We start from the raw sequence: 15,624 nt of genomic DNA, 5'->3' as shown, positions 1-15,624 counted from the left end.
GCTGTTTTTCTATTCAATTGTTTTGTAGGCCATTTTATGAATAACTTCCTTGTGCTGAGGATAATCTGCTAAAAGCTCTTCCTGTGTGAACAATTCAAAATCCTCAAAGTCAAAGCCTGGCGCCACCATACATCCGACTAAACTAAACGTATCCGATTCCTCCACCGACGAGCCAAAAATTGTATGCTTTGGTACTGCAAGTTGAGGGACTTCCCCAGCTTCTATATTCAATCCAAGCTTCTTCGCTTCATATGTCCCATCTGGGAAAATCATATGAACTGTTAGTGGGCTTCCTGCGTGATAATACCATAGCTCGTCCGATTGTAGACGATGTAAATGAGAAATATCCTGTGAGCGCAGGAGGAAATATATACTAGTATAAATCGGTCTCTGTACATCTCTCACTGCTATATCGTCCGATGCACGAAACGATGAAATGTAATAGCCCCCTTCAGGATGTTCGGCTAACTTTAAATGTTCAATAAAATATTGTGCTGAATACTTCAAAAAGCATCACTCCTTTTTTCAACCTTACCAAAAAGTAAAGTGGAAATGCTACCTTTGATTTCCCTTCATCATGCAAGCCAAAAAGGACATCTCAAAATGAGATGTCCTACCATTTTTATAATCCGCCTAAATAAGCTGCCTTTACTTGCTCGCTCTCTTGTAGCTCCTTTGCTGAACCAGATAAAACAATACGCCCTGTTTCAAGTACATATGCACGGTTAGCGACAGATAATGCCATATTAGCATTTTGCTCTACAAGTAATACGGTTGTTCCTTCTTTATTAACCTGCTCAATAATATTGAATATATTTTTCACCATCAACGGGGCAAGACCCATCGAAGGCTCATCCATTAATAACAGTTTTGGTTTTGCCATTAAGGCACGCCCCATCGCCAGCATCTGCTGTTCCCCACCAGACAATGTACCTGACTGCTGTTTTCGGCGCTCTAATAATCGTGGAAATAACTCGAAAACATGATCCATATCTTTCTTAATACCTGCTTTATCATTACGCAGATACGCACCAAGCTCTAAGTTTTCCTCAACTGACATATTAGCAAAAACACGGCGTCCTTCTGGAACGTGAGAAATCCCTGATTTAACAATAGTTTGTGCCGCTTTCCCAGCTATCGAAAAGCCTTCGTATTCAATAATGCCACCTTTTGGCTTTAATAAACCTGACAATGTCTTTAAGAGCGTACTTTTTCCAGCACCATTTGCACCGATTAATGTTACAATTTCACCCTCGTTTACTTCTAAAGAGAGGCCCTTTAATGCTTGGATGTTGCCATAAAAAACATCGATATTTTGTACTTTTAGCATTAGCCGATAACCTCCTCTCCAAGGTATGCTTCTATTACCTTTGGATTGTTGCGAATTTCTTCTGGTGTCCCGTCAGCGATTAATTGTCCGTGATCAAGTACGTAAATACGCTCACAAATACCCATAACTAAGCTCATATCATGCTCAATCAGTAATATTGTTAAGCCGAACTCTTTACGAATAAATGCAATTAACTCCATTAAATCATGAGTTTCTTGTGGGTTCATCCCTGCTGCTGGTTCATCCAATAAGAGTAGTTTGGGATTTGCCGCTAACGCACGAGCAATCTCTAAACGACGTTGCATCCCGTATGGTAAATTCTTAGCTAGCTCATCTTTATAAACATCTAAGCCAAAGATTTTTAAGAACTCGATTGACTGTTGCTCCATTTCGGCTTCACCTTTGAAATGTGTAGGTAAACGAAATATAGAAGCCCACATAGAATGCTTTGCAAGTGAATGATTGGCTACCTTTACATTGTCAAGAACAGATAGTTCTTTAAATAATCGAATATTTTGGAACGTACGGCTGATCCCTTTCTGTGTAACCTGATAGGGTGCAAGTCCATTCAATTTCATACCATTAAAAGTAATTGTACCTTCCGTAGGTGTATATACCCCTGTTAACATATTAAAGCTAGTTGTTTTCCCAGCTCCGTTTGGCCCAATAAGTCCTACCAACTCGCCTTGGTTAAGGTACATATTAACGCCCTGTACTGCCTTTAAACCACCGAATTGAATACCCATATTTTCAACATTGATAAGAAGGTTTCCAGTCATTATTTCGTACCTCCCTTTTTACCAAACTTAAATAATTGTGTTATCTCTTTCGTTCCCATTAAGCCTGTTGGACGATAAAGCATCACGATAATTAATACTAGACTGTAAATAATCATACGCGTTTCTGGGAAGTTTGCTAGATAAGTAGACACGACTGTTAGGAAAATCGCAGCAATCACTGAACCAGAAAGACTTCCTAAACCACCAAGTACAACGTAAATTAAAATATCAAATGATTTTAAGAAACCGAATGTTGTCGGTTGGATAATGTAAAAGTTATGTGCAAAAATGGCCCCTGCTAGACCTGCGAAGAAAGAACCAATAGCGAATGCAACAACTTTATAGTAAGTTGTGTTAATACCCATCGCGTCTGCTGCTATTTCATCTTCTCGAATGGAAATACACGCACGCCCATGACGAGAATTTGTAAAGTTTGAGATAACTAGAATCGTTAACACTACGCCAAAGAATGCGTATGTCCAGTTCGATAAATATTTAACCTGCATCCCTGCTGCGCCACCAACATAATCCGTATTTAAAAAGATAATACGAATAATCTCTGCAAATCCTAGTGTAGCAATCGCTAAGTAATCCCCTTTTAAACGAAGCGTTGGAATCCCTACGATTAAACCCGCAACTGCTGCTGCTGTAGCCCCTAATAGGATGGCCAATGGGAATGGTAACATTAACTTTGTTGTAATAATAGCTGATACATATGCTCCCACTGCGAGGAATCCAGCATGCCCAATTGAAAACTGTCCAGTAACACCAATAACAATATGCAAGCTGACAGCCAACATGATGTTAATACACATTGTAATCAACATATTTTTATAGTACAAATCAATTACTTCTGTTGTAATCAACAATTGTACCACTGCATAGATGACTAGCGCTATTACGGCATAGCCCCAGAAAACTTTAGACTTTTTCATAAAACCGCTCACCTACACTTTCTCACGGGCGTTTTTACCAAAGATACCCGATGGTCTGAAGATTAAGATTAAAATTAAAATAACGAATGCCGCTGCATCACGCCATAACGAGAAGCCAAGTGCACTTACTAAGGACTCTACAACACCTAGTAACATACCACCAACCATAGCGCCAGGGATGATACCAATACCACCAAGAACAGCTGCGATAAATGCTTTAACCCCAGGAATAACACCCATTAACGGGTCAATTTTTGTATAATAAACCCCGAAGATAACACCTGCTGCACCAGCTAAAGCTGAACCAATCGCAAACGTTGCAGAGATTGTATTGTCAACGTTAATACCCATTAAGCGAGCTGCATCTGCATCGTGGGAAACGGCACGCATCGCTTTACCGATTTTTGTTTTATGTACGATGAATTGTAAAAGAATCATCAGTACAACTGCGACTGATAAAATTAAGATGGAAGTACTGCTGATTTGAACGCCAAAAACATCTAGTGATTTATTTTTGAAAACTTCAGGATACGCTGCTGGTTGAGCACCTCTGAAAAAAATCGTTGTATATTCAATTAATAGCGATACACCAATCGCTGTAATTAAAGCTGCGATACGTGTCGCATTTCGTAAACGTTTATAGGCGATACGTTCAATTAATACACCAAAAATCGCACAAACTAACATCGCCAATAATAATGCTGGGAAGAAACCAAGCTCCCATTTAGCAATAGCGTAAAAGCCAATAAATGACCCAATCATGAAGACATCACCATGAGCAAAGTTAATCAGCTTGATAATACCGTATACCATCGTATACCCTAACGCTATTAACGCGTAGATACTTCCAAGTGAAATACCGTTCACAAGTTGCTGTATCCATTCCATGCGCATTCACTCCTTTAAATTTTCTGAAAATTGAAAAATAAGTACATAGATCGATACTAAAAGTTATGTTTTGCTCTACGATTCTAGTTATCTAACACACAAAAAGGGAAGGCGTGTTTACCCGCCTCCCCCTTGCTTACAAAACATTAAGGATTAACTTTAGAGTTGAACACTTGTTTACCGTCTTTAAATTCAAGAACTGTTGCTGTTTTAATTGGGTTATGGTTTTCGTCAACTGAGAAAGTACCTGTTACTAAAGAAAGATCTTTTGTTGCAGCTAATTCATTTTTAATTGCTTCCCCATCTGTAGAGCCTGCACGTTTAATTGCATCAGCAATGTAGTAAATTGTGTCATAACCAAGTGCGTTGAATGCGTCTGGCGCTTTATCACCATTAGCCGCTTTAAAGGCCTTTACGAAATCTTGAATTTTTTGATCTGGGTCTTCAGCAGAGTAGTGGTTTGTGATGTATGTGTTATTCAATGCATCTGCGCCAGCTAATTCGATTAAAGTTGGAGAATCCCAACCATCAGCACCCATCAGAGGTACATCAATGCCCATTTCACGTGCTTGTTTAACAATCAAACCTACTTCTTCATAATATCCAGGGATAAAGATAAAGTCTGGATTTGCTGCTTTAATATTTGTTAATTGTGTACGGAAGTCTGTATCCTTCGCTACATAAGCTTCTTCTTTTACAACTTTTCCGCCACTCTTCGTAATCGTTTCTTTAAAGGATTTTGCTAAACCTTTTGCATAATCTGATGCATTATCTGCAAAAATAGCTACATTTTTCGCATCTAGCTCACCTGAAGCAAAATTAGCTGCTACAATCCCTTGGAATGGGTCAATAAAGCATGTACGGAAAGCATATTCATTAACACTGCCATCCTCATTTACTGTGATATTTGGTGCTGTACCAGAACCCGTAACAATCGGAATTTTATTATCATTTGCAATTTGAACAGTTGCTACTGTATTACCTGAAGTCGCAGGTGCTAGCATTGCTACTACTTTATCCTGCGTTGCTAGTTTAATAGCAGCTGAAGTTGCTTCAGAGTTCTCTGATTTATTATCTACTTTAATCAGTTCAATTTTCTTACCATCAATACCGCCAGCATCATTAATTTCTTTTACAGCCAGTTCTGCACCTAGCCCAATAGAGGAACCATAAGATGCTACATTCCCTGAAAGCTCTAAGTTGGCACCAATTTTAATTGTATCGCCATCAGATGAGCCTCCGCCTGATGATGAGCCTCCGCCAGAACTTGAATCGTCTCCGTTACCGCAACCAGCAAGAACACCAGCAAGTAATGAAGATGCTACTAAAAGTGAACCGAACTTCTTAAGCTTTTTGCTCTCTCTCATAATTAAATTCCCCCCTGAAAATTTCTCAAATATTAGATATTTCTGATAATTATAAACAATTAAATTCATTTACTCAATAGCCAAAATAATTATTTATAACTATCTAAAAACAAAAGAAAATATTATTCATATAAGCCTTTTTCATTGTAAGACATTCTTTATATTTAGTCTAGAGTGATTTTTCAGTATAATTAGTTATTTGTGAATTATCTTTTAATTCAAACTATAGACTAGTACAAAACTATCAGATGAAATTATTTTTTCAAAATAAATTCTAGTTGATTGAAAGAACCCTTCATCTATTACAATTATTTCCCTGAAAATAATCATAGGACTACGAGTAACTAATTGCTGATACCTGTACTGCAAATGGGAAAAGCTTAGAGTGGGCTTCCCATACTCTAAGCTTTTTTTAGTTCAAACACACAAAGGCGCTCATTAATATTTGTTTCATTTTCTAAATGCACTTCATGAAGCAACTCAAATGGTGTTCCATGATGTAAAAATTGTAAATAATCGTAAGGCGGATAATATAAAATTATATGAATATCTCGCATGCGTTGCTCATAGGATTTCCAAATATTATGAATGACTGTGCGAAAAATATGGATGGAAAAGGGATTAAAAAAGAAAAACACATTATCACGTGACTTTATTTCATATGATTCGGCTATTGTATGAATAAACTTAATAGGGGCATGTGCTCTCACTTTTTGAAGATAACTACGTTTATTTTCTTCAGCCTCGGTATAAAAACCCGCATCCATTTCTATCCCAATGGTTGGTATATGAAACTTATGGTGCACAAAAATAGGAACTCTTCCTTTCCCGCACCCCATATCAATAAATACTGGATTGTCAGGCATCTGATACGTAGCGAATAATTGCTCCAATCCACTGTAGGGTGTTGGCTCATAACGATGATAGTGTGCAAGCTTAGGAAAGCCATATTGCTCTCCCACCGTGTTTATATGCAAATGTTTATCAAATTGCTGTTCATTCATATGAAAGGACTCCTCAGAAAAGAATGCTTTATTTTAACACGATAAAAAGCAAAAACCATACCCAAAGATATCGGATATGGTTATTTTCTAACGACCTCTACGTTTAAATTTAACAACAAAGAGAAGTGCGAGAAGGAGTAGCACTAGACATGTAATGGCTGTAAACACTGTATTTTTATCAATAACAGGCCCGTGATTTGCAGCTTCACTATTCGCACCAGGCATTCCCATTGGGACTCCATTTCCATCAGGAGGTTGCATTTGTTCTCCATTTTGTCCATCTCTCGGACCACCGCCCTCTCTATTAAAAGGTGGACTCTTTGATGGGTCAAAGTCCTCTGGAAGCTGACTTGGATCAAATTCATCTAGCATCGAATTCATTTCACCATTTTCACTTGGCATTGGCATACCCATATTGTCCTGAGAAGACGTAGATGCTTCCACTACAAGCTCCCCAGACAGTTGCTTTAATATAGATTCCGAGCGCTGTTTGGAAAATTCAGGAAAGCTATTTTCACCTTCAACTGCTTCTAAAAATTGCTCCGTAGTAGAGAACTTGGTTGGATCTGCCTCCACATAAGTAGTTAATAGTACAGCTAACTTTTTAGTAATAGTTTGCACATAATCTTCTGTTAAATAAGTTGTCGCTAGCTCTTCTAGATACTCTTCATATTTGGCACTGTATTCTTCATTAGCAAGCAATGCATTTAGGAGTGGCCGCTCCTCTAATGTTGTGCCAGAAACAGGGGTTGTTACACTAAAATTAATAGCACTATCATTTAATAAATTGCCTGACATGCCTATTCCCATGTCAAAGCCGCCACCTCGTTGTTGCTTATCCCCATCAACAGTTTGATCGGGTTGTCCATTGTTTTGTACCACTGGTTTTTCCGTAGTAGTAGCGTCAGCTTGATTTTCACCGTTTCCTCTTGCTATTCTACCGCCTCCAGCCCCAAAGCCACCAAAGGACATGTTGTAATCCCAAGGAATAATAGAAAATACACCGTTCTGTTCATATAAATAATAGTTATGTTTCATATTCCCTTGATAACTATCTAAATTCACAAGTGCTGTGTTGACAGCAAAATAACGTAACATTTCATCGACATCGATATACTTTTCTATGTTTCCGCCATTATTAATAGCATCTAGCATTTCAACAAGCTTTGATTGTTCAATATTACCTTCGTTAGTTTTTAATCCAATGCCTGTATAGTCTTCGATATCGTCGCTAATATATTTTAAATCGCTGCCTGTCCCATCTGGCTTATATAAAAAGCCATCATTAGAGCCGTAATTATTAGCCAGGAATGTCTCATCCACAGCTTCTACCCCTAAAAACAAACCCCGCTCCTCACCATTCACTGTGACATACATATAGGAGTGTGCTGGTGTTGGTAAACCCATTTGCTCCATCAGTTCATAGGAGATATACTCTCTCATTAATGTAGAGTCACTATAATTATTGTTTAAATTTAATTTTTTTAAGCCATACAAGCTTTGTGTATCATCATAATAATCAAAATCGATTTTTAAGCTATAGCGATCTGAGTCACTATTGACAACCGATCGTAATGATAGATTGCCCTTTGTCCGAATAGCAACATTCTCAACTTTTTTGCCGTTTACTGTAATGTCTGCTTGTTTTAATTCTTCAGCAGAAGCATTTGCCAACATATCTGTCCAATCTTCTTCCGCGATCTCGATATCTACAGTGGTTACTTTATTGCTATTAAACACTATATTCTCATAGGAGAACTCAGAATTTTTCGTTTCAATGCCTACATTCGGAAGTACAGCATATATCACGACAAAGAGCAGGAGTAAAATCACCATGCATAGATAGACAATTCGTGTTTTAATCATAGCCGTCACCTCTCATCGTAGTTCTATTTGTTAATGAGGTCATTACGCTGTGAAATTCCCATCATAGCTCAGCATAATGGCTGATTTTACACCAGCTACCTTTGTTAGTTCATCCATCAATTTTGCATCATTTTGTTTTACACGAATTTCATAAGTTGTTTCGATTTCATTCTGTTGCATAATGGATTTCGATTTGAGAGCGAATTTTTTGGTTTGCGCAGCAATAATTCGCTCAATTTCAGCATTAGCCAATTCCTCTTCAAACTTTACAATCAGTAAATACGGATTTTCTAACGTTATTTTATTAACGAATATGAGCAATACAAGTCCGATTAAAATAGCACCAATAATCACTAATGGAATAAAGCCAGCACCACATAAAATACCTGAAACAATTGCCCAGAAAATATAGACTAAATCCATTGGATCCTTAATAGGTGTTCGGAAACGTACAATAGATAAAGCACCAACCATACCAAGTGACAGCAAAACATTTGAACTGATTCCCATAATCACTAGTGCTGTTGCCATTGTCATTATAAGTAGTGAGATATTGAATGAATGGGAATAAATGACTCCATTAAAGGTCTTCTTATAAACAGCATAAATGAAAAGCCCAATAAAAAACGCGACTACTAAACCAATAATTGAATCGATTAATGAAAATGAGGTTGTTTTTTCTAAAAAGTTGGATTTAAAAATATCACTAAATTTAATTGTATCCATTGTACATGCTCCTTTATTATTAGCCGTACATACGACTAAGTTGATATTTTGAATAGGCCTCAGCACGAGTATCTACTGACTGTAGTAAATACTTGATGATGTCTGGTAGATACCCATCGTACTTTACCTCTAAAATTACAAGATTCGGCTCCAGCACATCGACCATCGGCAAGTTTTGATTAAACATATCAGTGTTGCGTAGACTCGATTGCACCTTACTATCAAATGTCACACGCACATTGCCAAACGGATAGATATAGGCTTCTCGCTCGTAATCCACTACCGTAGTAGGTCGCAACTGGCTGTAATTCATCTCATGATATAAATCTCGAATTAGCGCTCGATCATCATTCTCCATCCAGGCTATCTCGCCAATACGTAGGTTTTCATACTCAGCTTGAGATATTGAACATTTTGTTTTAAAGGTTACATTGTTACGCTTACTCTTCCGCTCAAGATTAATAACATCACTAGATTTGCCATATATGCGTACTCGATATTTATCTCGATTAATAAAGCCTTCCTTTTTCTCATTTAACACTTTATTGGCAAAATTATCGAAGTACGTACTACGAATCAAATATTTACCGTCTAAGCCAGCATGTTGATCTCGCTGCATAACGTGCTGAAGCTTGGTTTTTAATAATGCATAATCTGGATAGGAGATCGCTTGTTTTATTTCTTGGCGACCATTTGGATTAAATGAAGTAATTATTGGCATCTCATCACTCTCCCTACTTGTATTAGTGTCAGACTGACAAACCTTCAATGATGCTCGTCCCTTTGTTCATTTCCCGTCTACAACGTTTACTATAAAGGGCTTTTGTGTCAGGCAGATGTCAGCTTTACAAATTCTTCAACTCTCTTTTACAATACAAAGCTGATTTCTGGGAGACGGATTAAATCAACATAAAAAGGCTACTACACTCTTATAGCGCAGTAGCCTTTTGCAATACTAATTCAAAATGTGTTCCAGAGGGATTGCTTTCGATTAATCGCAAATCGCCCCCTACAGATTGGGCCATCATTTTACTAAGTGGTAATCCTAAACCCAAGCCGCGAACAGTATATTTTTTATTTTCTCCTCTATAAAAGCGCTCAAAAATAAATGCCTGATCCTCTAAAGGGATTCCTTGTCCTGTGTCCTTCACTAACACTGACAGAGTCTCCTCTTGATCTATCACCGTCAAGGTTATTGTTCCTTTGTCCATCGCCTGTTTAGCATTGGTTAATAGGTTTGTAATGATTTGTTGGATACGAACAATATCTACCTGTACCAATGCAGGGTGTTCCAGTAAATGTAAATGAACTTTTACATGTTCATCTTCCTGTATTACTTCCCACTGTGCCACCGCCTCTCGTAGTAGCTGATTAACCTCAACTGACTCTATCTGCACAGGGATAGCATCGACAGCAAAATGGTTAAAGGCAAGTAAGTCACCAACCATTGTTTTCATTTTTGTCGTTTCGACCATAGCCATTTCAATGAATTCCATAGCATCCTGTCCCGTTACAACACCATCTCTTACAGCCTGTAATAAACCACTTATAGAGGTGACAGGTGTTTTCAATTCATGGGTGACACCTGCTAGTAATTCCGTTCGAGTTTTCTCCAGCTGTTCTAATTTATTTGCCATATTTTTAAAGGAGGAAACAAGCTCATAGACCTCCTCTTCCTTACTATCTTGAGGCAAATCAATTGCATAATTGCCTTCTTGTACATGCTTGGCAGCCTCTGCTACTTGTTTAATGGGATGGGCCAAGCGCTTTGACAGAAAGTAAATAGCGATCCAGCCTAATAATGCTAATGCTCCAATTAATATGGCAAGCTGTCCATATGCTTGGTTAACTCTTGTTAAATTCTCCTTCTTCTCCATCACCAGGGCCCAGCCCAATAACTCATGATTATTTTCTATCTTTCTTTTCACTACATATTCAGGTTCAAGTCCATCCTTTATTTCCTTAGTACCTTCTTTTCCATCCAACAAGCCAGCTACATTTTTGGCACTATCAGGTGGTACTGGACGGTTGCTTGTCAGTATATTTCCCTCTGTATCTACAACATACAAAATCGGATCGATCTCTTTCATATTAAAACGCTGACGATCCCCTATGAAACCTGGAATACCATTTATAGGTCCATTTGTATCCGTTAAACGATAGACTGTCTCGTCTGCTAAAAACTCCATTAATTCTAATCGGTTTTCAAATGTTGTATGACGAATCCACGCTGCTGAGATCAAAGATATAATAGCTAAGCCTATAAAGAGTGTCAGTAAATATCGGCTCGTCCAATATTGAAGTAAGGATATTCGCTTATTTTTTTTGAACACTTAGCTGATACCCCAATCCACGTAGTGTCTTTATTTCTCCTTCCGCCTCATCCCATTCTTTTAAAGCCTTCCTAAGCCTCTTTATAGCTAAATCTACAGCACGATCACTACCCTCATACTCCCATCCCCAAACTTGATCTATAAGCTGATCACGGGTAAATGTTTGATTAGGGTGGTCAGCTAAAAACATGAGCACTGATAAATCTCTTGGCGTTAATACAATCTCTTCTCCATGCAAAAGCACTTTATGCGCTTTACAATCAATCACTAGAGATCCATACTGCTTAATAGTAGCTGAATCAGGACTACCTACAGCCCGTCTTAAAACAGCCCTCACTCTTGCAACAACTTCATCTGCGATAAAAGGCTTGGCAATATAATCATCTGCCCCATGATCAAACCCCTCTAGACGGTAATTAACCTCACCTAATGCTGTTAACATGATAACTGGGCAAGTACTTCGTTCTCTTATTTCTTTTAAAATGGTCCAACCATTTTTTTCTGGCAACATAATATCTAGCAACACTAGATCTGGCTGTGTTTCACGAAACATGACCAAGGCTTGACCACCATTGAAACATTGTGTCACACTATAACCCACTTTTTGTAAATACACCTTTAAAACCTGGCTTATTGGATATTCATCCTCTATTACTAGAATGTTTGCCAAAGTCAATCACCTCGCTACTCGTTCACTCTTATGTTCATTATAGCACTGGATTATGTCAGTTAAATGTCAGCCTATCCATTACCCATTAACTACTAGCACAGATAATATAGAGGACATCTATTGACAATGTCTTCCTCAGCCACTTATCATTGAGTGCGAATGATAATCAATGATAATTCATTCAAAAACCTAGTAAATGAAATTAAGGGGGGTAAAAGCATGATTATTGTAACTAATCGTATTCAAGTAAAACCCGGTTTTGCTGCGAGAATGGCACCAAATTTTACAAAGCCAGGTCCTCTGCAACAGTTTGAAGGCTTTCATAAAGTAGAGGTATTAATTTCAACTGATGATCCTACTTATGATGAAATGAGTGTTAATATGTATTGGGAATCTAAGGAGCATTTCCAAGCATGGCGGAATAGCGATGCATTTGCTGCAGCCCATCAACGCCCAGATTCGGGTTCTGAGGGAGAAAAGGCTGACAGTCCAATTATCGGCAGCAAAATAGTGGTGGCGGAATTAGCTTCTTCTATTGAAGCTTTAAATTAGTAAACGACGATTAAATTACTTATACATTATCTTCTGATTCTATCTAAAAAGCCCTGCATGTTGAACGATCATGCAGGGTCTTTTTTCTTGGTATAACAAACACTGATTAAATCAATATAAAAGAATGACTAGTATATAGCCCAGCACGGATAGACAGACTGAGCCAATTAAACCTGCAATAAATGCCTTTACACCTAGCTCCTTAAACGTTTTCATCTCAACATTTAGTCCTAGACCAGCCATTGCCATCGCAATTAAGATATAAGCAGTATCTACTAATACTTGCGATACATTCGCTGGTATAATCCCTAAGGAGTTGATAGCACTCATCGCTAAAAATCCTAAAATAAACCACGGTATGATGGATAAAGAAAACGCTTTTTTCTCTTCACGTTTGTCCATTCTTCGATAGAAAATACCAATAACAATCGCTACAGGTACGAGCAGGGCCACACGTGTTAATTTTACAATGACAGCTATATCAATTGCTTCATTTCCACCAGCAGATGCAGCTGCAATTACATGAGCAATTTCATGTAATGTCCCCCCTGCGAAAATACCATACGCAGTAGGTGTTAAATCGATGATGGAATAGAGTAGCGTATAAATAAGTGTAAATATAGTCCCCAATAACGCAACAATCGCTGCCCCTACCGCCGTTTCCTTTTCATTTGCTTTAATTTGAGGTGCAATTGCCACTACTGCAGCAGCTCCGCAAATGGCAGTCCCGCAAGCTGTTAATATCCCTAGCTTTTGATCGACTTTAAATATTTTTGTTAGGCCGTACACAACAATTAATGCAAATAGCAAATTAATAACTGCAATAAAAAAAACGTTAGCTCCCGCATGATAAATATCTGCCAAATTTAAGCGCATACCCAATAAAATAATACCAAAGCGTAATAGCTTCTTGCTGGAAAATGAAATACCTACTTGCCAAGAATCTTGTACTTTAAATGCTGCTCGCCAGGTCATCCCTAATATAATGGCAATAACCAACTGTCCCAATATTGAAAGGAAAGGAAATGTGGCAATATATTTCGCTACTAAAGCAATAAGAAGCGTTAATAATATTCCCTTCAAGAAATTTGGACTAAGGGTGGATTTTAATTTATGTTGTCTATTAACCATGATGTTCACTTCTTTCTCCCTTGTTGATTATTACTTTAATAAAGAGTGCACTATTAGTAAAATACATATATATAATTATTATTATTAATATTTCTAATAATAGAGGTGAAGATATGCAATTGGATGCTTTAAAAACATTTGTCACACTGGTTGAGGTCAATAATTTTACAAAGACCTCTGAAATACTTCATATTTCACAACCAAGTGTTAGCTTACACATTAAGAATCTAGAGCAAGAATTACAAACAACCTTATTTATTCGCTCCCCAAAATCGGTGCAAATTACAGCAACTGGTGAAATTCTTTATAAACGAGCAAAGCAAATCATGGCGATAGCTGAAGCTGCAAAAGAAGATATCGCTGCCTATCATCAAGAGGTACTGGGTACTCTAGTCATTGGGGCAAGCTTTACAATTGGCGAATATATATTACCTCCGATCATTGCAAGCTTACAGCAACAATTCCCACAACTTGAACTTCAAATTATTATTGGCAATACAAAAGAAATCATTCAATATACAAAATTACTGCAAGTCGATATTGGTCTAATTGAAGGACAGGCTCATGATAATGAACTAGTCATTAAGCCATTTATGCAAGATGAGTTATTTATTGTTAGTGACAGTAATCATCCTCTTACAAAGCAACAATCTCTGACTGCTGATAAACTCCAGCAACAAAGCTGGGTTGCGCGTGAAGAAGGCTCTGGAACACGTTATTATCTGGATCATTTATTCAGAGCAAATGGTTTACAGATTCAATCGCTTTTGACTATTAGCAGTAATCAGGGCGTGAAGGAGAGCGTTATGCAGGGACTTGGTCTTTCCTTATTGTCTGCCTGTGTGATAGAACGTGAATTAAAAAATGGAGATATGACTATTCTGCGCCTTGAAGGACAGCACTTTATGCGAACATTTTCTTATCTTTGCTCACCTACCATGAAAAATAAGCGCAATGTCGACATACTGATTGATATCTTATTAAAAAAAACTTAGCGGCCTTATCTCGTCGCTAAGCTCTTTTTATGGTTCTTCTCGTATTAAAATGTTTACTTTCAATAATTTCAACAAATTTCATTGCTGCTCTAGAAAGGGGTACTGACTTCAAATAACACATACCAATGCTTCTCGTAGGAATACTTTCCATTAAAGTTAATTCATAAAGAAGACCTCGTTGAAGATAGTCCTTTGAAAATTCCTTTGTTACACATGCAATGCCAAGGTTACTACGCGCAAACTCGAGTACCAAATCATGTGAGCCTAGCTCAAACTCTGGCTCTATGTGAACGCCTCTTGTAAAAAGATAATCTTCCACATACTTCCTTGAATTCGATTTTTTCTCTAGAAAGATAAGTGGAAATTTTAAAAGATCCTCATAGCTTAAACTTTTAGATGAAAGTGTTTTATATTTTTCCCCACAGACAAAAATATCCTGAATATCTGTACATACCGTTAACTGTAATGTTGAATCTTCTATTGGAAAATTACAAAACCCTATATCTACTTCACCTGATTTAATAAAATTACAAATTTCAGAGGTTGTTCCATTTAGCATTTGCAATTTAATATTCGGATACATTGTATGGAATGCTTCTAAATAAGGCATTAAAAAGAAACGTGAGATCGTATCTCCTACCCCTATTTTTAATTGCCCTGTTGTTAAATTTTTGAATTCAAGTAACTTTTCTTCACCAGCATCTAAAAGTCCTAAGGCAGAATTAGTATATTCAAAAAGCAGGCTACCTTCTGTTGTTAATGTCACACCTTTAGGGGTTCGATTAAAAAGACGTGTGCCAAGCTCATTTTCTAATTGCATCATTGCCTGACTAACAGCTGGCTGTGTCATATATAAATCTTTTGCTGCACTAGAAAAGCTATTATTTTTTGCTACAACACTAAAAACACGATATAAATCTAATTTCCCTATCACATAAGCACCTCTTATAGCTATTATACGAACTATTAATTTTACTTATATCATTAACGAGCCTTATAGTAAAATCATATGGATTTTATATCACTTTATGCTAGATAGAATGAGGAG

At 37.5% G+C, this 15,624-nt stretch carries 16 protein-coding genes; 2 read left to right on the top strand and 14 right to left on the bottom strand.

What is annotated here, in order from left to right:
• Positions 1-9: 9 nt before the first annotated feature.
• From JIN86_RS17390 to JIN86_RS17335, 12 genes are all read right to left on the bottom strand, one after another.
• A complete protein-coding gene (locus JIN86_RS17390) occupies positions 10-507 on the bottom strand; it encodes a cupin domain-containing protein (RefSeq protein ID WP_202342475.1) in 498 nt (165 codons plus the stop codon).
• A 115-nt stretch (positions 508-622) separates the two neighbouring features.
• Complete coding sequence (locus tag JIN86_RS17385) at positions 623-1,330, bottom strand: ABC transporter ATP-binding protein (protein ID WP_048395515.1); 708 nt, start codon at positions 1,328-1,330, stop codon at positions 623-625.
• Positions 1,330-2,109, bottom strand: a complete 780-nt coding sequence (locus JIN86_RS17380; RefSeq protein WP_004233553.1) for an ABC transporter ATP-binding protein — start codon at positions 2,107-2,109, stop codon at positions 1,330-1,332. The genes JIN86_RS17385 and JIN86_RS17380 overlap by 1 nt, the downstream gene beginning before the upstream one ends.
• On the bottom strand, positions 2,109-3,044 hold the full coding sequence (locus JIN86_RS17375) for a branched-chain amino acid ABC transporter permease (RefSeq protein ID WP_004233545.1): 936 nt from the start codon (positions 3,042-3,044) through the stop codon (positions 2,109-2,111). Before JIN86_RS17375 ends, JIN86_RS17380 begins: the two co-directional genes overlap by 1 nt.
• Before the next feature lie 12 nt (positions 3,045-3,056).
• Complete coding sequence (locus JIN86_RS17370; protein WP_004233544.1) at positions 3,057-3,932, bottom strand: branched-chain amino acid ABC transporter permease; 876 nt, start codon at positions 3,930-3,932, stop codon at positions 3,057-3,059.
• 146 nt (positions 3,933-4,078) lie between these two features.
• Entirely contained in the window at positions 4,079-5,299 is a 1,221-nt protein-coding gene (locus JIN86_RS17365; RefSeq protein WP_004233542.1) for an ABC transporter substrate-binding protein, read from the bottom strand.
• Between the two features lie 401 nt (positions 5,300-5,700).
• A complete protein-coding gene (locus tag JIN86_RS17360) occupies positions 5,701-6,303 on the bottom strand; it encodes a hypothetical protein (protein ID WP_004233541.1) in 603 nt (200 codons plus the stop codon).
• A gap of 87 nt (positions 6,304-6,390) precedes the next feature.
• Positions 6,391-8,169, bottom strand: coding sequence for a CotH kinase family protein (locus JIN86_RS17355; protein ID WP_202342474.1), 1,779 nt, complete (start codon positions 8,167-8,169; stop codon positions 6,391-6,393).
• A 42-nt stretch (positions 8,170-8,211) separates the two neighbouring features.
• The gene (locus tag JIN86_RS17350) at positions 8,212-8,895 is read right to left on the bottom strand and encodes a DUF4956 domain-containing protein (RefSeq protein ID WP_202342473.1); all 684 of its coding nucleotides are present in this window, start codon (positions 8,893-8,895) and stop codon (positions 8,212-8,214) included.
• Positions 8,896-8,914: 19 nt separating this feature from the next.
• Positions 8,915-9,616, bottom strand: coding sequence for a polyphosphate polymerase domain-containing protein (locus tag JIN86_RS17345; protein ID WP_202342472.1), 702 nt, complete (start codon positions 9,614-9,616; stop codon positions 8,915-8,917).
• Positions 9,617-9,824: 208 nt separating this feature from the next.
• A complete protein-coding gene (locus JIN86_RS17340) occupies positions 9,825-11,228 on the bottom strand; it encodes a sensor histidine kinase (protein ID WP_004233530.1) in 1,404 nt (467 codons plus the stop codon).
• Positions 11,212-11,898: a response regulator transcription factor gene (locus JIN86_RS17335; RefSeq protein ID WP_202342471.1), complete on the bottom strand. Its 687-nt coding sequence runs from the start codon at positions 11,896-11,898 to the stop codon at positions 11,212-11,214. The genes JIN86_RS17340 and JIN86_RS17335 overlap by 17 nt, the downstream gene beginning before the upstream one ends.
• Before the next feature lie 219 nt (positions 11,899-12,117).
• Here JIN86_RS17335 and JIN86_RS17330 point away from each other — a divergent pair, with 219 nt between their 5' ends.
• Positions 12,118-12,450, top strand: coding sequence for a heme oxygenase (locus JIN86_RS17330; RefSeq protein WP_004233528.1), 333 nt, complete (start codon positions 12,118-12,120; stop codon positions 12,448-12,450).
• A 111-nt stretch (positions 12,451-12,561) separates the two neighbouring features.
• On the opposite strand, the gene JIN86_RS17325 is transcribed toward JIN86_RS17330, so the two are convergent.
• Positions 12,562-13,581, bottom strand: coding sequence for a YeiH family protein (locus tag JIN86_RS17325; protein WP_202342470.1), 1,020 nt, complete (start codon positions 13,579-13,581; stop codon positions 12,562-12,564).
• Positions 13,582-13,694: 113 nt separating this feature from the next.
• Between JIN86_RS17325 and JIN86_RS17320 the strand changes: the two genes are divergently transcribed.
• The gene (locus JIN86_RS17320; protein WP_202342469.1) at positions 13,695-14,576 is read left to right on the top strand and encodes a LysR family transcriptional regulator; all 882 of its coding nucleotides are present in this window, start codon (positions 13,695-13,697) and stop codon (positions 14,574-14,576) included.
• Between the two features lie 16 nt (positions 14,577-14,592).
• Here JIN86_RS17320 and JIN86_RS17315 read toward each other — a convergent pair whose 3' ends face one another.
• Positions 14,593-15,510 (bottom strand): LysR family transcriptional regulator, encoded by a 918-nt coding sequence (locus tag JIN86_RS17315; protein WP_004233525.1) that lies wholly within the window; start codon positions 15,508-15,510, stop codon positions 14,593-14,595.
• Positions 15,511-15,624 lie beyond the last annotated feature (114 nt).

Source organism: Lysinibacillus sp. HST-98 (assembly GCF_016757845.1).
Classification (GTDB): Bacteria; Bacillota; Bacilli; order Bacillales_A; family Planococcaceae; genus Lysinibacillus; species Lysinibacillus capsici.
Note: the sequence above shows the minus strand (reverse complement) of the source record. Positions and strands in the feature narration are given on the sequence as shown.